Genomic DNA, 18,723 nt, shown 5'->3' on the forward strand with positions numbered 1-18,723 from the left:
TTTACCATGTGGTGCATGACATGAACGCGCGCGACGAAGAACGGGCCGTGCTCGATGCGGCCATGCTGCGCCGGGCCCACGCCAGCGCACTGGAACAGGGCCGCCCGCAAATGACCGTGCTGCAGGAAACGGCGGCCCTGCCGCCTGAAGTCTTTTTGCGCCAGCTGGCCGCCCTGTTCCGCTACCCGGCCTGGACGATGGCCGAACTGCAGGCGGCCTTGCCCGCCTTCGGCCTGCTGCCCTACACGGATTGCGCCCAGCGCGACTGCATGCTGCTGCAACCTGGCGTTCCCGGCGCGCCGCCCGTGCTCGTCATCGGCAACCCGTTTGCCGAAGACTTGCTGCAGTGGGCCGACTTCGCCTTGTCCACGCCCTTCACGGTGGCGCTGGCGCACCCGGACGACCTTGCCGCCTATCTGCTGCAGCAGGAAAGCGTGCAGCAGGCGATGCAGGAAATGCAGCATGGTGATGATGTACCGGGCCTGGACCAAAGCATCGAGGATATCTCGCTGATCCGCATCAGCGAGGACAGCAGCCCGGTGGTGAAACTGGTGAACTCCACCATCTACGACGCCCTGAAATTCCAGGCCAGCGACATTCACCTCGAATGCGACGTGGCCAGCCTGGTCATCAAATACCGCGTCGACGGCGTGCTGGTACAGGCGGGCCAGGTGCAGGGATTACAAATGGCCGAACAGATCATCTCGCGCATCAAGGTGATGGCCGATCTCGACATCGCCGAGCGCCGCATCCCGCAGGATGGCCGTTTCAAGGTGCGCGTGAAAGGGGCGGAGATCGATTTCCGTGTCTCCATCATGCCCAATATCTTTGGCGAAGATGCCGTGCTGCGCCTGCTGGACCGGCGCGCGCTGACGGAGGCGGCGCAGGCGCTGCGCCTGGAAAGCCTGGGCCTGAACGAGGACGCCATTGAGCAGATCCGACGCCTGGCCGCCAAGCCACACGGCATGCTGCTGGTGACGGGGCCCACGGGTTCCGGCAAGACCACCACCCTGTACGCGGCCATCACGGAAATCAATACGGGGCGCGACAAGATCGTCACCATCGAAGACCCTGTCGAATACCGCTTGCCGCGCGTGCTGCAGATCCCCGTCAACGAAAAGAAGGGACTGACGTTCGCGCGCGGCCTGCGCTCCATCCTGCGCCACGATCCCGACAAAATCATGATCGGCGAAATCCGCGACGATGAAACGGCGCAGATCGCCGTGCAGGCCGCGCTCACGGGCCACCTGGTGTTTACCACCGTGCACGCGAATAACGTCTTCGACGTGGTCGGGCGCTTCCTGCACATGGGCGTCGACGCCTACAGCTTTGCGGCGGCCCTGAACGGCATCGTGGCGCAGCGCCTGCTGCGCCTCAATTGCGCCCACTGCGCCATCGACGCCAGCGCCGAGGTGCTGGCCGATGCGCAGCAATTGCGCGACAGCGGCCTGGCCCTGCACCAGGTGCAGGACTGGCAATTCATGGCCGGCAAGGGCTGCGGCCATTGCCGCGGCACCGGCTACAAGGGCCGCAAGGCCGTCGCCGAAGTGCTGATGCTCAGCGACGCGATGCGCGAAATGATCTGCACGCGCGCGCCCCTGAGCCAGATGAAGGAAGAAGCGGCGCGCAACGGTTTCCGCCTGGCGCGCGAAGCTGGCCTGGACCTGGTGCGGCGCGGCGAAACCACTTTAGCGGAGCTCAATCGTGTCACTTATTGAACGCCTTACCCGCACCACCGTCTGCCTGCACCTGGCGCCGCACGGATTGCACGGCGTGCTGCGCCGCGCCGGCCGTCCCGTGCCCGACAGCGCCTTCCACCTGCCCATTGCGAACCCCGACGCCAGTTGGGAAGTGGCGCTGGCCGCCCTGCGCGGCTGGCTCGAACAGGATGGCGGCAAAAAACTGCCGCTGGCCGTCAGCCTGGCCAGCCGCTGGTGCGCCATGCTGATGGTGCCGTGGAGCGGCGCCCTGCTCGATGCGGCCAGCGCCCAGCGCTTCCTGCACAGCCAGTTCGCCGCCGTCTACGGCGATGGCGCGCGCGCCTGGCGCCTGGCCGCCGACGACGTGCCCTATGGCAAGCCGCGCCTGGCCTGCGGCATCGATGCGGCCATGCTGCAAGGCGTGCAGGATGCGGCGGCCGCGCATGGCCGGCGCTGCCTGTCCATCGAACCCATTGTCGGACCGGCCTGGCGCAGCATCGCCGGCGGCAAACCTGCCGCCTTCGCCCTGCTGGAAGCGGGACGGCTGCTGCTGGCAACGGCGAGCGGCGGGCGCATCACGGCCCTGCACAGCCAGTCCTGCACCACGGACTGGGGCGATGAACTGGACCGGGCTTGGCAGCGCTGGAACTTGCGTGCGCCACAGCTGGACGCCATCGACCAGGTGGCGCTGATCGACTTGAGCGGCGTGCCGCAAACGAACGTGCCGGAACGCTTCGTGCCCGTCGCCGTGGCCAGCGGCGCCCACCTGATGCGGGAGGCCGCATGGGCCTGAGCCGCCTGGAGTTCCTGCCGCCTGGAGCGGCGCAACCCTTCAAGGGCTGGCGCCTGGCCCTGTGCCTGGCGGGCGGCTTGATGCTGCTGCCGGCCGCCGTGTACTGGCTGGTGCAGACGCAGGAAACGCGGCGCCTGGAAGCGCAACTGGCACAGCTGCAGCCCGCGCGTCCCGAGCGCGCGCCCCTCTCGGCGAGCCAGCAGCGCGAACGCGACCTCGAACTGAAACAGGTGGCTGCCGCCGTGCGCCAGCTTAACCTGCCCGTCACGCGCCTGGTCAGGACGGTGCAGGCGCCGCGCGACGTGCGCGTGGCCCTGCTGGGGCTGGACCTGAACGCGCAGCAGGGACAGGATGGCGCCAGCGTCCTGAAGATCGCCGCCGAAGCGGAAACGCCGCAGGACATGCTCAATTACCTGGCCTTCCTGAACCAGCAACCGATGTTCAGCTCCGTGTACTTGCTCAAGCACGAGATGAACGCGAACACTCCCGAACACCCTTACCGTTTTCAGCTGGAGGCGCAATGGCGGCAATAAAACCCGTATTCAAAGCCGGCACGCCCGTGGCCCGTCCACGCCTGCAGCTGCGCATGCCGCCGCGCCTGGCGTGGGAAGCGCAGCGGCTGGGGCGCACCCTGGGCTGGCCTTGTACCCTCGGCGCGGCCTGCCTGGCGCTGGCCGCTTTCGCCATGCAGCAGGGCGATGCGCTGGCAGAACGCCAGCGGCAACTGGCGGCGCAACTGGCCTCGGCGGCCAGACAATCGGCACTGCCGCAGGCAACAATCACGCTCGATGCGGATGCCGACAGCCTGGCCGCCTTTCACGCCTACCTGCCCGCGCATGACAGCATTCCCGACCAGTTGAAAGCTTTGCTGGAAGTGGCGCAAAAGAGCGGCGTCACCCTGGCCAAGGCCGACTACAAGCCGCAGGAAGACGGCAATACGGCCTTCCTGCGCTACCAGATCACCCTGCCCGTGAAAGCCGAATACGCGCAGCTGCAAACCTTTATCGTCGACGCCCTGCAGGCGCTGCCCACCCTGACCCTGGACTCCGTGCTCTTCAAGCGCGAGCAAATCGAGGCGGGCGAGATCGACGCGCGCATCCAGTTCATCCTGCTGGTGAAAAAAGCGGAGGTGCGCCGATGAAAAAAGCCGTATTGGCAGGCGCCGCCGTGGCGACCTTGCTGGCCGCCCTGTTCGCCCCCGAGGATGAAGGCAGCATCGTGGGACCGGCAACGGCCACCACGCGCCAGGTGGAGCGGGTGGCGGTCGCGCCGCTCGCTGCAGTCGCCGCGCCGCCAACCCATCGCGCGCTGGCCATCGAACCGCGCCGGGCGCTGGAAGACGAGGAAGCGGCCACCCTGTTCGCCAAGCAAAGCTGGCAACCGGAGACGCCGAAAAAAATCATGCTCGACCAGCAGGCGGCGCAGGCCGCGCTGCCCGCAGCCCGCGTGGATGCGAACGCGCCGCCACCGCTGCCCTTTCAATTCCTCGGCCGCTTCGTCGACGAAGGCAAGGCGGCCTACTTCCTGCAGGCGGGTGAACGCAACGTGGTGGCGCGCCCAGGCGACACGCTCGAAGAGCGCTACCGCTTCGACGGCGTGGTGCAGGGTTCTCTGCAATTTACCTATCTGCCGCTCAACCTGAAACAGACACTCGCCGTAGGGGATCTCAATTGAAACGATGCGCCGCACGTATGTCTCGTAATCTCATCACCCTGCTGCCTGTGCTGTCCCTGCTGGCCGCCTGCGCCGGCAACCAGGCCTACAACGATGGCCAGGCCATGCTGGGCGCGGGCCGCACGGAACAGGGCCTGGCCCTGCTGGAACAGGCGGCGCAAGCCGAGCCGACCAACGCCAAGTACCGCATCGCCGTCACGAATGGCAGGATGCGCGCGCTGAACAAGCTGAATGGCGCTGCGGAAGCGCTGCGCCAGCAGGGCAAGCTGCCCGAAGCGCAGGCGCTGTACCAGCAGGCCTTGGCGCTGGACACCAGCAACGACGTGGCGCAGCGGGGCATGGCCGGCGTGGCGCAGGATGAACGGCACCGCAAGCTGGTGCAGGAAGCGCAGGCCAGCTACCAGCGCGGCGGCGAGGCGAATATCGCGCAAGCGCAGGAAGCCTTGCGCCAGGTGCTGCAGGAGCGCCCCGCACAGCGCGAGGCGCTGGCCCTGAAAAGCCGCATCGGCGAAACGCAATCGAAAAGCCTGCCGGCCGGCGGCAAGCTGGCGGCCGCCTACCGCAAACCCGTGACCCTCGAATTTCGCGACGCGCCGCTGCGTTCCGTGTTCGACTTCATCAGCAAGGTCTCGGGCCTGAACTTCGTCTTCGACAAGGAAGTCGATCCCGCGCTGCGCGCCACGATCTCCGTGCGCGACACCAGCATCGAAGAGGCGATCGCCATGCTGCTGGGCGCCAACCAGCTGGAGCAAAGCGTCACCAGCGACAAATCGATCACGATCTATCCGAACACACCGCAAAAGGTGAAGGATTACCAGCAGCTCGTCGTGCGCACTTTTTTTCTGGCCAATGCCGACGTCAAGACGGTGGCGTTTTCCATCAAGACCCTGCTCAAGGCCAAGGACGTCGTCACGGATGAACGCCTGGGCATCATCATGCTGCGCGATACGCCGGAAATGGTGCGCATGGCCGAGCGCATCATCAACGTGCAAGACCTGGCCGATCCGGAAGTGATGCTGGAAGTCGAGGTGCTGGAAGTCAAGCGCACGCGCCTGATGGAGCTGGGCGTGCGCTGGCCGGACCAGGCCAGCCTGACACTGGCCGGTGCTGCAGGTATTACGGGCGGCCTTGGCGGCCTGAAGGTGGCGGACCTGCACCGCATCAATGGCGACAATATCAACCTGGGTATCGGCGGCGTCACCCTGAACGCCAACAAGACGGACAGCGACAGCAATATCCTGGCCAATCCGCGCATCCGCGTGCGCAACAAGGAAAAAGCCAAGATCCTCATCGGCGACCGCGTGCCCGTCATCACCGTCACGACGAATAACGGCGTCAGTTCCGACAGCGTCAACTACATCGACGTGGGCCTGAAACTCGACGTGGAACCGAACGTCTACCTGGACGACGAAGTGGCCATCAAGATCAACCTGGAAGTGTCAAACGTCGTCAAGGAAGTGATCAGCAAGACGGGCACGCAGGCTTACCAGATCGGCACGCGCAGCGCCTCGACGGTCCTGCGCCTGAAGGATGGCGAGACGCAGGTGCTGGCTGGCCTGATCAGCGACGAAGACCGGGGCACGGCCAACAAGGTGCCGGGCGTGGGCGAACTGCCCGTGCTGAACCGTTTGTTCGGCAGCCAGAAGGACGACGCCATGCGCAGCGAGATCGTGCTGTCGATCACACCGCGCCTGCTGCGCAGCATCCGCCGTCCGGACCTGACGACAGCCGAATTCAACTCGGGCACCGAGGCCTCCGTGGGTGGCCGCGCCAGCGTGGGCGGCTCCCCCGAGGTCATCGCCGCGCCGGAGCAATCCGCGCCGCGCAGCGGCTCGCCCATGACGGGCGGCGACGAAGCACCCGCCGCCGGCGAAAAATCAGGCAAGGGTGGCCAGTGAGGTGGCCAGTGAAACCAAGGGGATTTACCTTCATCGAGCTGATGATCACCCTGGCCATCATGGCGACCCTGGCCACGGTGGCCGTGCCGATGGCGCAGGTGGCCTTGCAACGGTCCAAGGAACAGCAATTGCGCAGCGCCCTGATCGAAATGCGCGAAGCGATCGACGCCTACAAGCGCGCTTCGGACAATGGCCGCATCAAGCTGTCGCTGGGCGCATCCGGCTATCCGAAAAAACTCGAGGAACTGGTCGAGGGCGTGCCCGACCAGCGCAGCCCGTCCAAGCAAAACATCTATTTCCTTCGCCGCCTGCCGCGCGACCCGTTCCAGCCCAGGGAAGAAGGCAGCGCCGCCGACAGCTGGAGCAAGCGCGCCTATGCCTCGCCGCCCGACAATCCCAGCGAAGGCGAGGACGTGTTCGATGTCGCCTCGCGCTCGACCAAGGTGGGCCTGAACGGCGTGCCGCTCAATCAATGGTGAACCCGATGCCAGCCTCTTCTCCTCGCCGCGGCTTTACCCTGGTCGAACTGCTGGTGGTGCTGGCGATCATCTCGCTGCTGCTGACGATCGCCATTCCCCGCTATTTCGGCTCGGTGGAAAAATCGAAGGAAGTCGCCCTGAAGGAAAACCTGCAGGTGCTCAGGAGCGGCCTCGATAAATACTATGCCGACAAGGGCGAGTATCCGGCCGCGCTGTCCGACCTGGTGACCCACCATTATTTCCGCAGCGTGCCGCTGGACCCCGTCACCGAGTCCGCCGCCACCTGGCAGCTGATCCCTTCGCCGAATGGCGAGATCGGCGGCGTGGCCGACGTGCGCAGCGGCGCCAAGGGCAAGACGCGCGAGGGCATCCCCTTTGAGCAGCTCTGATTTTCGACGCCGCGCACGGGGCTTCGCGTATATCTGGACCCTGATGCTGGTCGCCTTCATGGGCGTGGGCCTGGTGCTGGCCAGCGAATTGCATGCCACGGCCGCGCGGCGCGACAAGGAGCGCGAGCTGCTGTTCATCGGCCATGAATTTCGCAATGCGCTGGGCCGCTACTACGACAGCACGCCGGGCGACGGGCGGCCCCGCTATCCATTGACCCTGCAGGAATTGCTGCGCGACCCGCGTTTCGCCAACGCCCGGCGGCACTTGCGCCGCCTGTATGCGGATCCCGTCACGGGCAAGGCGGAATGGGGGGTGCTGCGTCAGGAGGGACGCATCGTCGGCATCCATTCGCTGTCGCCGCAGCTGCCCATCAAGCAGGACAATTTTCTCGATGAAGACGCCAGCCTGCGCCGCAAGCAGCGCTATGCGGACTGGCACTTCACCTATCCGCACGATCTGGTGCTGGCCCCGCCCGACGCGGCCGGCGGCGCGCCCGGGCTCAAGCCGAAAGGCGCGAACTGATATCATGCCCGCATTCCATATTCAGCATCGAACAAAGGAGCAGGCATGAGCATAGGTGGCACTTCCATCGAACAGGCATTGGCATCGCTGTCGGACATGACGGGCGGCATGGTCGCCATCGGCAAGGACGAACATGCGCAACGGATCGCCAGGGCGCAAGCGTTCATGCGCCAGCAGGGCATCGCCGCCATCTACCTGAACGCGGGCGCCAACCTCACCTATTTCACGGGCACCAAATGGTATGCCAGCGAACGCATGGTGGGCGCCATCCTGCCGGCCAATGGCGAGATCGAATACATCGCCCCCGCGTTCGAGGAAAGCACCTTGCAAGGCTTCATGCTCATCGAAGGCAAGGTCAATTGCTGGGAAGAGCATGAAAGCCCGTACCAGCTGTTCGTCGACGTGCTGGCGCGCATGGGGATCGCCCAGGATGCGGCTGCGCCGCCGCGCGTGGGCATCTGCGAAAGCGCCGCCTACTTCATCTACGACGGCATCAAACCGCTGGCCCCCGGTTATGCGCTGGAAAACGCGCGCGCCGTCACCGCGTACTGCCGCAGCCGCAAGTCGCAGGCGGAAATCGCCCTGATGCAGCGCGTGATGGACATGACACTGGCCGTGCACGTGGCCACGGCCAGCATGCTGGTCGAAGGCATCACGACGGTGGAAGTGGAAGAATTCATTCAGCGCGCGCACCGCAAGGTAGGGGCGCCCCGCTCGTATTTCTGCATCGTGCTGTTCGGCGAGGCGACGGCCTATCCGCATGGCGTCAATTACGTGCAAACCCTGAAGGCGGGCGACACGGTGCTGATCGACACGGGTTGCCAGGTGATGAACTACATCTCCGACATCACGCGCACCTATGTGTTTGGCGCCATCAGCGAACGCCAGCGCAGCGTGTGGAACAGCGAAAAGGCTGCGCAGGCCGCCGCGTTCGCGGCCGCGCAGCTGGGCGTGCCCTGCGGCGACGTGGACCGTGCCGCGCGCGTCTCGCTGGAAGCCGACGGCTTTGGCCCCGGCTACAAATTACCAGGCCTGCCGCACCGCACGGGCCACGGCATCGGTCTCGATATCCACGAGTGGCCTTACCTGGTGGGCAATGACACGACGCCGCTCGACGTGGGCATGTGCTTCTCGAACGAGCCGATGATCTGCATCCCCGGCGAATTCGGCATCCGCCACGAAGACCATTTTTACATGACGGCAGACGGTCCGCGCTGGTTCACGCAGCCGGCGCACAGCATCGACGATCCGTTCGGGCTGCGGGCGTAGCGTGACGCCCTTGTGTTGGATTACGCTGCGCTAATCCAACCTACGCACACACCAATGTCAGGTAGGTCGGATTAGCGCCTTGCGCGTAATCCGACATCACCGCAACGCCAGGTAAGCCGCAGGAGCGCCCTGCGCCAGCTTGAACACGGCCAGCGCCGTGCCCAGTTGCACGGCTTGCTCCTGCAGCGATTCGGCGGCCGCCGACGCTTCTTCCACCAGCGCGGAATTTTGCTGCGTCATCTGGTCCATGCTGCCGATGGCCACGCCGATATCGCCGATGCCGGCACTTTGCGCCTGGCTCGCCGCGCTGATCTCGGCCATGATGTCGGCCACCTTTTTCACGGAGTCGACGATCTGGCCCATGGTCAGCCCCGCCTCGTCGACCAGCTTCGAACCCACGTTGACCTTGGCCACCGAATCGCCGATCAATTGCTTGATTTCGCGCGCCGCAGCCGCGCTGCGCTGCGCCAGGTTGCGCACTTCGGACGCCACCACGGCAAAGCCCCGTCCCTGTTCACCGGCGCGAGCCGCTTCCACGGCCGCATTCAAGGCCAGGATATTCGTCTGGAAGGCGATGCCGTCGATGACGCCGATGATGTCGACGATGCGTTTTGATGAATCGTTGATCTCGCCCATGGTGGTAACCACCTGGCTGACCACTTGCCCGCCCTTCACGGCAACCGACGATGCCGACACCACCAGTTCGTGCGCCTGGCCCGCGTTGGCGGCGTTGTCGCGCACGGTGGAGGTCAGGCTGTCCATGCTGCGCGCCGTCTGATCCAGGCTGCCCGCCTGCGATTCCGTGCGCGCGGCCAGGTCCGCATTGCCCTGGGCGATTTCGGCGCTGGCCACCTGGATGGTTTCAGCCGACGCCTTGATTCCGGACACCATGCCGGCCAGCCGGCCGCGCATCTCTTTCAATGCCGCCAGCAGGCTGGCCTGGTCGCCCGCCTCGGTGGCGATCTCCATCGAGAGGTCGCCATCGGCCACGGCGCGCGCGATCTGGCGCGCGTATTCGGGTTCGCCACCGAGCTGCTGCCAGATGGCGCGCACGACGAAATGCGACACGGCCACCAGGCAGACGATGACGGCCAGCGCCACGGCGATGCTGGTATTGAGCGCATTGCGCACATTGGCCGCGCTGCGTTCGATACCCTGCTTGAACTGCAATTGCGCCTGTTCGTTGGTCTTGGCCAGGTCCGTGTTGAGCACCGCCAGCGCGCCCTGCATGCGCGCCACGGTCGCTTGCGGGTCGCCCTCTTCCATTTCCAGCATGATGCGCGCCGCGCTCAGGGCCGGCGCATAGTAGGCATCGAATTCCCTGGCCAGCCGCTGGCCCTGCTCGCGCTGGCCGGGGATCGCCGCGAAGGCGGTCAGTTTTTCGCGCAGCTTGACTGCCTGGCCGCCAACTTGCGCAATGCGCTCCTTGTCGCCTTCGCTGACGGCGTCGCGCAGGGCGTCGCCGACGGCCGCCACGTCCAGGGTCAGCGACTTGGCCATGTCGAGCACGGGATAGTCGGCGCTTTCCGTCGCGTGGATGGAATTGAGCGTGGCCGTGGACAGATAGGCGCTGACGGCAAGCCCCAGCCCGAAAATCACGGCCGAGACGACAGGCAGCGCCCATATCTTGCGTTTGATGCTCATTGCTGTCTCCTGATGTATGTGTACCGGGCCGTCGCATGGCGCGCGGCCCGGGCCGGCTTTATGGCGCCGTCAGCACCACTTTGACGCTGGCGTCGACGGCACTTTTTTCGATATAGCCGATGGCTTTCGGATCGGCGGCCACGGCCTTCTTCACGTCGGCGCTATTGGCCACTTCCTTCGGCAAGGTCGCCTTGCCCGTGAAGACCAGTTTGGACCACAGGGCCTTCGCCTGCGACGGCTCCTTGTCCGTCACCTTCTTGTAGAACTCGGCGCGCACGGGAGCGCTTTCCGGCTGGTCGATCGGCGTCATGGCCGTCGATTTACCGAGGAAAAACTGCGCCACCTGTTCATTCGTCATGGCGCCGGCGGCGCTCTTCGGATTGACCACCACGACCACTTCGGCCATGGTGGGAACAGCGGTCGACAAGGCCAGCAAGGCAGCCACATTCAAAATCAATGGTTTCATGCGGCGCTCCTTAGAAAACGAAATCGATGGCGGCGGCAGCCACCGTGACGGGGCCATGGAAACCCGGCTTGGCTTGCACGAACAGGCCAGGGCCGTTCTTCGGCTTGATGCGGTCGATCTGCACTTTCAGCGCGGCCGAACGGTGGAAGTCCCAGCGCACGCCGATGCTGTCCGTCGATTGCTCGAGCTGGTTGCGCGCATAAGCGAGCGTGTCGACGCCCGCCGACAGGGCGCGCAGGGTCGGCGTGCAGGCGGCCGGATAGCCGGCCGGGCAGGATGCAGGCACCGTGTTGTTCACGCGGCCATCGGCCTTCAGGCTGGCGTGGCTGTAGTACGGCAAAAAGGCGCCGATGCGGTAGCCGCCCATCATGTACCACGATGTGCTGTCGCTGACATAGCTGTCCGTCTTGCGCTTCGCATATTCCGACTGCAGCAGCACATTGTTCCAGTCCAGGCCCAGGCCCACGGACGTGAACGACGCCTTCTTGTCCTTGACTTCCAGCGCATCGGCCAGAGCGCCCAGCTGGGCGATCCTGTAGCCGCTGCCGGCCGCGCGCAAGCTGCCCATCAAGGTATTCAGGCTGGGCGAATCGTTGATCGTCAGCCTGGTCTCGGCACGGCCGAAGCGCACGGTGACGGGGCCATGCTCGGCCACCACGTTGAGGGCGACGATGGACTTGCCTTCCACCTGCACGGTCGAAGCGGGACCCGTGGCCAGGGTGGCCTTGGTGCGTCCCAGTGCCAGCTGCGTGGTGATGCTGGTGTCGCCCGCGCTGAACTGGTAAGTGCCGTCGATGCCGTCGATGCTGTTGAGGGGAACCTGCGAATACATTTCGCCGGGCGGGCGCAGCATGGTGTTGGCATAGCCGACGTTGCGGTAATCGGAAATCATGAAGACGGGCAGGCCCATGCGGCCAACGCGCACGCTGAAGCTGTCCGATACCTTGGCCTTGGCGAAGGCCCACGCCAGTTCGGCGCCGAAATCGTCCTCGCCATCCTTGCGCGCCAGGCCCTGCACGGTGGCCGACAGCCACGGATTGACGGTGACATTGGCTTGCAGTCCCAGGTTGGAATCGACACCCGTGCGGGCTGTCTTGCTGGCGCCAGCCGCCTGGTTCGGGCGCGCGAACTGGGCGTTGTCGGTATCGGCCATGGTCAGGGCGGCCGTGCCGTAACCGCTGATCTTGACGGCGGGGCCAATGGCCTCTTCGGCGTAGGCATGGCTGATGGCCAGGGGCATGGCCAGCAGGAAAATCAGGACGTGTTTATTCATAGTAATTAAATACCCGTAGCGGTGAACGTGGAATGGGACTCGCGGTCGATGGCTCACCGGCCGTAAAGGGCCGGGTCCGTTTTTTTCGCGCCGCCATCGCGTCGAGGAGCGTGCATGACGGCGTGACCAGTGAGTAAAACCATGCTACAGAGAAAAGGTTTTACGTTGGAAAGTTTTCTTGAGGCAATGAGTGAATTCGCCCCTTTTCACGAAAAAAGCACGCGTTCTAGAGGGGTTTATCTAAATAGCACGCCGTGCAAAACCACACTTTCGCTATATTTTTCATACACTTATGGATAATTCAAGACGAAAAGAAATCGAATAAAAAAAGCGCCGCCCGCGCGAAGATCGCGGGCGGCGCCGGCCGATGCGGTGCTACAGCAATGCTTATTCGCGCTTCGACACCAGGGTCAGGATGTCGTAGCTGGCCACCAGTTCCTCGTTCTGATTCGTCACCTGCACGTCCCACGCGACCACGCCCTGGCCCACGCCAAACACGTCCTTGCGGTTGCGGTCGACCTTGCGCTTGCACGTCAGGCGCGCACGGATGGTGTCGCCGATGGCAACGGGGGCGACGAAGCGCAGGTTGTCCAGGCCATAGTTGGCCAGCACGGGACCGACGCCGGGCGAGACGAACAGGCCGGCGGCGGCCGACAGCACGAAGTAGCCGTGGGCGATACGCTTGCCGAACTGCGATTCCTTGGCCGCGATTTCGTCGAAGTGCATGTAGAAGAAGTCGCCCGAGATGCCGCCGAAGGCGACGATGTCCGCCTCGCTGACGGTGCGGCGGTGCGTCAGCAGCGAGTCGCCCGTCTTCAAATCCTCGAAGTGCTTACGGAACGGGTGGATCGGGCTTTCATTGACGTCCGCGCCGCGCACGTATTCGCCGGTGATGGCCGCCAGCATGGTCGGCGAGCCTTGCACGGCCGCCCGTTGCAGGTAATGGCGCACGGCGCGCACGCCGCCCAGCTCTTCGCCGCCGCCCGCGCGGCCAGGGCCGCCGTGCTTCAGCTGCGGCAACGGCGAGCCATGGCCCGTCGAATCGACGGACGCGACGCGCTCGAGCACGTGCACGCGGCCATGCGTGGCCGCCACTTGCGGCACCACGCGCGCGGCGATCTTCGGATCGCGCGTCACCAGGGTGCTCACCAAGCTACCCTTGCCGCGCGCGGCCAGGGCCAGCGCTTCATCGATATCGTGGTAGCCCATCATGGTGCTGACGGGGCCAAACGCTTCCACGTCATGCACGGCGTCATTGCCGAAGGCGTCGCGGCACAGCAGCAAGGTCGGCGAGAAGAAGCTGCCATCCAGGGCGCCATCACCGAGGGGACTAAAACCGTCGGCCGCGCCGAACACTACCTCGTTACCCTGCGACAGGGTGGCGACACGTTCCGCCACGTCGTTCTGCTGCTCTTTCGATGCCAGCGCGCCCATGCGCACGCCTTCGATGGACGGGTCGCCCACCACCACCTTGGCCAGGCGCTCGCGCAGGCGCGTGCCGACGGCGTCCATCAGGTGCTCGGGCACGATGATGCGGCGAATCGCCGTGCACTTCTGGCCCGACTTGCCCGTCATCTCGCGCACGACTTCCTTGACGAAGAGGTCGAATTCCACGTCGTCCGGCGTGACGTCCGGCGCCAGGATGGCGCAGTTGAGGGAATCGGCTTCGCCGTTGAAGGGCACGGACTGGGCAATCAGGTTCGGGTTCGTGCGCAGCTTGGCGGCCGTGGCGGCCGATCCCGTGAAGGTGACGAAATCCTGGCCATTCAGGCGGTCCAGCAAGTCGCCCGTGGAACCGATCACCAGCTGCAAGCTGCCGGCCGGCAGCAAACCCGATTCATGCATCATGCGCACGACGGCTTGCGTCAGGTAGCTCGTCGCCGTGGCCGGCTTGGCGATGCAGGGCATGGCTGCCAGGAAGCTGGGCGCGAATTTTTCCAGCAAGCCCCAGATGGGAAAGTTAAAGGCATTGATGTGCACGGCCAGGCCGCCGCGCGGCACCAGGATGTGCGTGCCGGCGAAGCCGCCTTTTTTACCGAGCGCGATGGCCGGGCCTTCGTGCAGCACGTTCGACGATGGCAGCTCGTTGCTGCCCATGCTGGCGTAGGCGAACAGGGTGCCCGTGCCGCCTTCGATGTCGACCCAGCTGTCGGCGCGCGTGGCGCCCGACAAATGCGAAATCGCATACAGCTCTTCCTTGCGCTCGACCAGGTACAAGGCCAGCGCCTTCAGGCGCGCGGCGCGCTGCTGGAAATCGAGCTCCATCAGGCCCGGCACGCCCGTATTGCGCGCATACGTGACGGCTTCGTCGAAGTCGATCTTTTCCGCATGCGTGTGATAGATGACGCGGTTGTTCAAGGCGCTGTGCAGGGGCACGGCGGCGCTTTCGCCCAGCCAGCGGCCGGCGATCAGGCTTTGCAGGGTGGATATTTGAGCCATTTTTTTCTCCATAAATGATGTTGGCGGTGGCGTCGGATTACGCGGGGCTTGGCCCCGCTAATCCGACCTACGCCCATATTGCTTATTGCGCGGCGGCGTTCTTGTGCAAATGCAGCGGCAAGGCCGATTCGAAATTCAGGCGCTGGCGGTTCGCCTCGACTTCCGTCAGGGCTTCCACTTCGCGCATCGTCTGCATCGAGCGCACGGCCAGTTCGTGGTACTGGCCCGTGCCCGAGCTTTTCCATTTGATTTCATCGTCGGTCAGCGCGCGGATGATCTTGGCGGGCGTGCCCACCACCATGCTGCGCGGCGCGACGATCATGCCCGCCTTGACGAAACTCATGGCCGCGACGATGGATTCCTCGCCGATGACGGCGTTATCCATCACCACGGCATTCATGCCGACGAGCGCATTACGGCCGATGCGGCAGCCGTGCAGCACGGCGCCATGGCCGATATGGCCGTCGACTTCGACCACCGTGTCGCAGCCGGGGAAGCCGTGCATGACGCAGGTATCCTGCAGGTTGGCGCCCTCTTCCAGGATCAATCGGCCGAAGTCGCCGCGGATCGAGGCCAGCGGACCGATATAGCAGCGCGGGCCGACGATCACGTCGCCAATCAGCACTGCCGACGGGTGCACATAGGCGCTGGGGTGGACGACGGGGGTGACGCCGTTGATTTCGTAGACTTTGACCATAAAAACTCCTATTCATCTGCGCGCCATGCACGCTATTACTAGACGCAGCGGAAAACTGGGGTCAGACCCGGCGGGTCTGACCCCGGCCCTCCGCTGCCGCCTTTACATCCCCAAATACGCGCTCTGTACCTGCTCGTTATGCAGCAATTCGGGACCCGGACCGGACAAGGTGATCGCACCCGTCTCGATCACGTAACCGACATCGGCAATCGACAGGGCCGCATGCGCGTTCTGTTCGACGAGGAAGATGGTGATGCCCTGGTCGCGCAGGTCGGCCACGATGCGGAAGATCTCCGCGATCAGCAAGGGCGCCAGGCCCATGCTCGGTTCATCAAGCAGCAGCAGTTGCGGACGGCCCATCAGCGCGCGCGCCATGGCAAGCATCTGCTGCTGTCCGCCAGATAAGGTCCCGGCCAGCAGCAAGCGCTTTTCCTTCAGGATCGGGAACAGGCCGTACATGCGCTCCATGTCGCCCGCCACGTCCTGTGCGGGACGTGTAAACGCGCCCAGGCGCAGATTGTCTTCTACCGTCATGGGGCCGAACACTTGCCGCCCTTCCGGCACCTGGCAAATGCCGCTGCGCACGCGCTTGTCGGCGCTCATGCGGCTGACGTCCTGGCCGGCGAAGGCAATGCTGCCGGCGCTGATCGGCTGCACGCCGGAGATGGCGCGCAGCAGGGTCGTCTTGCCGGCGCCATTCGCGCCCACCAGCGCCACCAGCTGGCCCTGGCGCACCTGCAAGTCGATGCCGTGCAGGGCCTGGATGCGGCCGTAATGGCTGGTCAATCCCTGGATGTCGAGCACCAGCGGTGTCTGAGGTTTGTCCATCTTCATCATGCCGCCACTCCCAGATACGCCGCCACCACGTCAGGGTTCGCGCGCACTTCGGCGGCGGTCCCTTCGGCCAGCTTCTTGCCATAGTCGAGCACCAGGATATGGTCCGACAGATTCATCACCAGCTTCATGTCATGCTCGACCAGCACCACCGTCACGCCCGATTGCGCCACCTTGCGGATCAAGGTTTCGATCTCGCCTGTCTCCGTGTGGTTCAAGCCCGCCGCCGGTTCATCGAGCAGCAGCACTTTCGGCTTGGCCGCCAGCGCGCGGGCGATTTCCAGGCGTTTCAAGGCGCCATACGACATCTGCCCCGCCTCGTCATCGATATGCCGGCCCACGCCGACAAACTCCATCAGGCCCGCCGCCTCGTCGCGGCAGGCCGCATCCGCGCGGCGCACGGACGGCAAGCGCAGCATGGAGGCGAACAGGTTCTGGTTCAGGCGCAGATGGGCGCCCACCATCACGTTATCGATGGCCGTCATGTTCATGCACACTTGCAGATTCTGGAAGGTGCGGCTCATGCCGCGCCGCGCCAACGCATCGGGCGACATGGCGGCCACGTTCTCGCCATTGAGCAGGATCTCGCCCTTGCTCGGCGTGTACACGCCGGTGATCAGGTTGAACAGGGTCGTCTTGCCGGCGCCGTTCGGTCCGATCACGGAATGGATATTGCCTTCCTTGACGGTAAAACTGACATCCTGCACCGCATGCACGCCGCCGAAGCTCTTGCTCAGATTGTTAATCGTCAGCATCTCACACCTCCTGCGCAGATTGAGGCGGTGCCTTTGGCGTAGCGGAACGCTTGCGCGAACGGCTGGCCAGGCTCGGCACGAGGCCTTTCGGCATGAAGATCATGGTGGCCATCAGGATCACGCCAAACACCACCGTTTCCCAGCCTTCAAAACTGGACAGCAGCTGCGGCAGGATCGTCAGCAGGGCCGCACCGATGATGGAGCCGAAGATCGATGCCATGCCGCCCACCACCACCATCGTCACCAGCTCGATCGAGTGGAAGAAGCCGGCCAGGTTGGGGGTGATAAAACCGATGTAGTGGGCGCTGATGCTGCCCGCGATACTGGCAATGACGGCCGACAGCACGAACACGCGCACCTTGAAGCGGGTCGTATCGACGCCGACCACGCGGGCCGCCACTTCCGAACCGTGGATGGCCTGCAGCGCGCGGCCGACGGGCGAATCGATCAAGTTCAGCGCCAGCCAGGTGACGAGCAACAGCAGCACGGCGCACACCAGATACCACGATTTTTCACCGGTGATTTCCAGTCCGGCGACACTGAAGGCGGACACGCCGATGCCATCGGGGCCGCCCGTCCACTGCGTTTCGTTGTTGATGACGATGGAAATGATGATGCCCAGGCCCAGGGTGGCCATGGCCAGGGTATGGCCCTTGAGTTTCAACACGGGGCGGGCCAGCAGCAGCGCCAGCAGACCCGTGGCGACGGCGCCGGCGGCCAGCGCAGCGAGCGGCGGCCAGCCGTAGTGCGTGGTCAGCACGGCCGACGCATAGGCGCCCAGGCCGTAGAAACCGGCGTGGCCCAGGCTGATCTGGCCCGTGTAGCCCATCAGCAGGTTCAGGCCGATGACGACGATGGCGTTCAGGGCAATGCGGATCGCCACATCATAGTAGAACGCATTGCTGAGGAACAGCGGCAGGATGGCCAGCACCAGGGCCAGTACCAGCAGTCCACCGTGGCGCGAGCGGGTAAAGAAATTCTTCATACACGCTCCGAATTTTTAGCGCCGAACAAGCCTTGCGGCAGGAAGAACAGGATCAACAGGATCAGCACGAAGGGGACCGCGTCTTTATAGGCCGAGGAGATATAGCCGGCCGTCATGGCTTCGGCAATCCCGAGGATCAGGCCACCGGCAATCGCACCGGCGCCACCGCCCAGGCCACCGAGTACGGCGGCGACGAAGCCTTTCAGGCCCAGCATGATGCCGGCGTCATACGACGTGTACGTAATCGGCGCGACGAGAATGCCGCCCGCCGCGCCCAGCAGGGCCGACAGGCCGAACGAAAACAGCAGTACCTTGCGCGTGTTGATGCCCACCAGTTGCGCGGCCAGCTTGTTGTGCGAGGTGGCCAGCATGGCCTTGCCCATCAGGGTGCGGCCGAAGAACCAGCCCAGCACCAGTACGATGACGACCGTCACGCCCAGCACCCACAGGCTTTGCGGCAGCAGGCTGGCGCCCAGAAATTCGATCGGCGCGTCGCCGGAAAACGCTGGCAGTGTATGCGTATCCTTGCCCAGCCAGATTTGCACCAGGCCACGCAGCACCAGCGAGGCGCCGATGGTGATGATCAAGAGGGTAATGACCTGCGCATTTTGCGCCGGTTCGATCACGGTTTTTTCCATCAGCAAGCCCACCAGGCCCGTGGCGATAACGGCCAGGATGATGGCCAGCGGCAGCGGCACGCCGGCGGCCGACATCACGGCGGCCAGCATCCCGCCCAGCATGATGAATTCGCCCTGGGCGAAGTTGATCACGCCGCTGGTGTTGTAGATGATGGTAAAGCCCAGCGCCGCCAGTGCGTAGGCGGAACCGACCGTCATCCCGGAATACAGAAATTGTAGAAATTGAGCGACTTCCATGGTGTCTCCATTATGTTCGGCTGCGCGCGG

At 64.7% G+C, this 18,723-nt stretch carries 19 protein-coding genes; 10 read left to right on the plus strand and 9 right to left on the minus strand.

The genetic code is table 11. The annotated features are described in order from the left end of the window. The first annotated feature begins 20 nt into the window (after positions 1–20). Genes FG13_RS15535 through FG13_RS15580 form a run of 10 tightly spaced genes read left to right on the plus strand, consistent with a single transcriptional unit; the run spans position 21 to position 8,725 of the window. Complete coding sequence (locus FG13_RS15535; protein ID WP_035828253.1) at positions 21–1,718, plus strand: GspE/PulE family protein; 1,698 nt, start codon at positions 21–23, stop codon at positions 1,716–1,718. Then, the gene (locus FG13_RS15540) at positions 1,705–2,493 is read left to right on the plus strand and encodes a hypothetical protein (protein WP_152598780.1); all 789 of its coding nucleotides are present in this window, start codon (positions 1,705–1,707) and stop codon (positions 2,491–2,493) included. The genes FG13_RS15535 and FG13_RS15540 overlap by 14 nt, the downstream gene beginning before the upstream one ends. Beyond that, on the plus strand, positions 2,484–3,026 hold the full coding sequence (locus FG13_RS15545) for a hypothetical protein (RefSeq protein WP_035822273.1): 543 nt from the start codon (positions 2,484–2,486) through the stop codon (positions 3,024–3,026). The genes FG13_RS15540 and FG13_RS15545 overlap by 10 nt, the downstream gene beginning before the upstream one ends. After that, positions 3,014–3,634 (plus strand): type 4a pilus biogenesis protein PilO, encoded by a 621-nt coding sequence (gene pilO, locus FG13_RS15550; protein ID WP_035822275.1) that lies wholly within the window; start codon positions 3,014–3,016, stop codon positions 3,632–3,634. Before FG13_RS15545 ends, pilO begins: the two co-directional genes overlap by 13 nt. Next, positions 3,631–4,167: a hypothetical protein gene (locus tag FG13_RS15555; protein ID WP_035822277.1), complete on the plus strand. Its 537-nt coding sequence runs from the start codon at positions 3,631–3,633 to the stop codon at positions 4,165–4,167. Before pilO ends, FG13_RS15555 begins: the two co-directional genes overlap by 4 nt. 17 nt (positions 4,168–4,184) lie before the next feature. After that, positions 4,185–6,065: a secretin and TonB N-terminal domain-containing protein gene (locus FG13_RS15560; protein ID WP_051959124.1), complete on the plus strand. Its 1,881-nt coding sequence runs from the start codon at positions 4,185–4,187 to the stop codon at positions 6,063–6,065. 8 nt (positions 6,066–6,073) lie between these two features. Beyond that, entirely contained in the window at positions 6,074–6,544 is a 471-nt protein-coding gene (locus FG13_RS15565) for a type II secretion system protein (protein WP_268747017.1), read from the plus strand. A 5-nt stretch (positions 6,545–6,549) separates the two neighbouring features. Then, positions 6,550–6,933, plus strand: coding sequence for a type II secretion system protein (locus FG13_RS15570; protein WP_152598781.1), 384 nt, complete (start codon positions 6,550–6,552; stop codon positions 6,931–6,933). After that, on the plus strand, positions 6,920–7,456 hold the full coding sequence (locus FG13_RS15575; RefSeq protein ID WP_235211743.1) for a type II secretion system protein: 537 nt from the start codon (positions 6,920–6,922) through the stop codon (positions 7,454–7,456). Before FG13_RS15570 ends, FG13_RS15575 begins: the two co-directional genes overlap by 14 nt. 45 nt (positions 7,457–7,501) lie before the next feature. After that, on the plus strand, positions 7,502–8,725 hold the full coding sequence (locus FG13_RS15580; RefSeq protein WP_035822285.1) for a M24 family metallopeptidase: 1,224 nt from the start codon (positions 7,502–7,504) through the stop codon (positions 8,723–8,725). Between the two features lie 96 nt (positions 8,726–8,821). Here the strand turns inward: FG13_RS15580 and FG13_RS15585 are convergent, their stop codons facing one another. From FG13_RS15585 to FG13_RS15625, 9 genes are all read right to left on the minus strand, one after another. Further along, positions 8,822–10,369, minus strand: a complete 1,548-nt coding sequence (locus FG13_RS15585; RefSeq protein WP_035822287.1) for a methyl-accepting chemotaxis protein — start codon at positions 10,367–10,369, stop codon at positions 8,822–8,824. Positions 10,370–10,427: 58 nt separating this feature from the next. Continuing rightward, on the minus strand, positions 10,428–10,835 hold the full coding sequence (locus FG13_RS15590; RefSeq protein WP_035822289.1) for a hypothetical protein: 408 nt from the start codon (positions 10,833–10,835) through the stop codon (positions 10,428–10,430). Between the two features lie 10 nt (positions 10,836–10,845). Next, positions 10,846–12,108, minus strand: a complete 1,263-nt coding sequence (locus FG13_RS15595) for a hypothetical protein (protein ID WP_035822291.1) — start codon at positions 12,106–12,108, stop codon at positions 10,846–10,848. A gap of 387 nt (positions 12,109–12,495) precedes the next feature. Continuing rightward, entirely contained in the window at positions 12,496–14,547 is a 2,052-nt protein-coding gene (paaZ, locus tag FG13_RS15600; RefSeq protein ID WP_035822294.1) for a phenylacetic acid degradation bifunctional protein PaaZ, read from the minus strand. 82 nt (positions 14,548–14,629) lie between these two features. Further along, complete coding sequence (gene paaY / locus FG13_RS15605) at positions 14,630–15,244, minus strand: phenylacetic acid degradation protein PaaY (RefSeq protein ID WP_035822296.1); 615 nt, start codon at positions 15,242–15,244, stop codon at positions 14,630–14,632. A 102-nt stretch (positions 15,245–15,346) separates the two neighbouring features. After that, a complete protein-coding gene (locus FG13_RS15610) occupies positions 15,347–16,078 on the minus strand; it encodes an ABC transporter ATP-binding protein (protein WP_081922599.1) in 732 nt (243 codons plus the stop codon). Then, positions 16,078–16,833, minus strand: coding sequence for an ABC transporter ATP-binding protein (locus FG13_RS15615; RefSeq protein WP_035822299.1), 756 nt, complete (start codon positions 16,831–16,833; stop codon positions 16,078–16,080). Before FG13_RS15615 ends, FG13_RS15610 begins: the two co-directional genes overlap by 1 nt. A gap of 1 nt (position 16,834) precedes the next feature. After that, on the minus strand, positions 16,835–17,818 hold the full coding sequence (locus FG13_RS15620; protein ID WP_035822302.1) for a branched-chain amino acid ABC transporter permease: 984 nt from the start codon (positions 17,816–17,818) through the stop codon (positions 16,835–16,837). Beyond that, the gene (locus FG13_RS15625) at positions 17,815–18,693 is read right to left on the minus strand and encodes a branched-chain amino acid ABC transporter permease (protein ID WP_010401459.1); all 879 of its coding nucleotides are present in this window, start codon (positions 18,691–18,693) and stop codon (positions 17,815–17,817) included. The genes FG13_RS15620 and FG13_RS15625 overlap by 4 nt, the downstream gene beginning before the upstream one ends. Between the last annotated feature and the right edge of the window lie 30 nt (positions 18,694–18,723).

It is taken from the genome of Janthinobacterium sp. RA13, assembly GCF_000745325.1.
GTDB lineage: Bacteria > Pseudomonadota > Gammaproteobacteria > Burkholderiales > Burkholderiaceae_D > Janthinobacterium > Janthinobacterium rivuli.

Excerpts from the sequence above, each read along its gene's own strand:
- FG13_RS15535 (WP_035828253.1), top strand. The coding sequence starts at position 21 with ATGAACGCGCGCGACGAAGAACGGGCCGTGCTCGATGCGGCCATGCTG.
- FG13_RS15545 (WP_035822273.1), top strand. The coding sequence starts at position 2,484 with ATGGGCCTGAGCCGCCTGGAGTTCCTGCCGCCTGGAGCGGCGCAACCC.
- pilO (WP_035822275.1), top strand. The coding sequence starts at position 3,014 with ATGGCGGCAATAAAACCCGTATTCAAAGCCGGCACGCCCGTGGCCCGT.
- FG13_RS15555 (WP_035822277.1), top strand. The coding sequence starts at position 3,631 with ATGAAAAAAGCCGTATTGGCAGGCGCCGCCGTGGCGACCTTGCTGGCC.
- FG13_RS15560 (WP_051959124.1), top strand. The coding sequence starts at position 4,185 with ATGTCTCGTAATCTCATCACCCTGCTGCCTGTGCTGTCCCTGCTGGCC.
- FG13_RS15570 (WP_152598781.1), top strand. The coding sequence starts at position 6,550 with ATGCCAGCCTCTTCTCCTCGCCGCGGCTTTACCCTGGTCGAACTGCTG.
- FG13_RS15580 (WP_035822285.1), top strand. The coding sequence starts at position 7,502 with ATGAGCATAGGTGGCACTTCCATCGAACAGGCATTGGCATCGCTGTCG.
- FG13_RS15585 (WP_035822287.1), bottom strand. The coding sequence starts at position 10,369 with ATGAGCATCAAACGCAAGATATGGGCGCTGCCTGTCGTCTCGGCCGTG.
- FG13_RS15590 (WP_035822289.1), bottom strand. The coding sequence starts at position 10,835 with ATGAAACCATTGATTTTGAATGTGGCTGCCTTGCTGGCCTTGTCGACC.
- FG13_RS15595 (WP_035822291.1), bottom strand. The coding sequence starts at position 12,108 with ATGAATAAACACGTCCTGATTTTCCTGCTGGCCATGCCCCTGGCCATC.
- paaZ (WP_035822294.1), bottom strand. The coding sequence starts at position 14,547 with ATGGCTCAAATATCCACCCTGCAAAGCCTGATCGCCGGCCGCTGGCTG.
- paaY (WP_035822296.1), bottom strand. The coding sequence starts at position 15,244 with ATGGTCAAAGTCTACGAAATCAACGGCGTCACCCCCGTCGTCCACCCC.
- FG13_RS15610 (WP_081922599.1), bottom strand. The coding sequence starts at position 16,078 with ATGAAGATGGACAAACCTCAGACACCGCTGGTGCTCGACATCCAGGGA.
- FG13_RS15615 (WP_035822299.1), bottom strand. The coding sequence starts at position 16,833 with ATGCTGACGATTAACAATCTGAGCAAGAGCTTCGGCGGCGTGCATGCG.
- FG13_RS15620 (WP_035822302.1), bottom strand. The coding sequence starts at position 17,818 with ATGAAGAATTTCTTTACCCGCTCGCGCCACGGTGGACTGCTGGTACTG.
- FG13_RS15625 (WP_010401459.1), bottom strand. The coding sequence starts at position 18,693 with ATGGAAGTCGCTCAATTTCTACAATTTCTGTATTCCGGGATGACGGTC.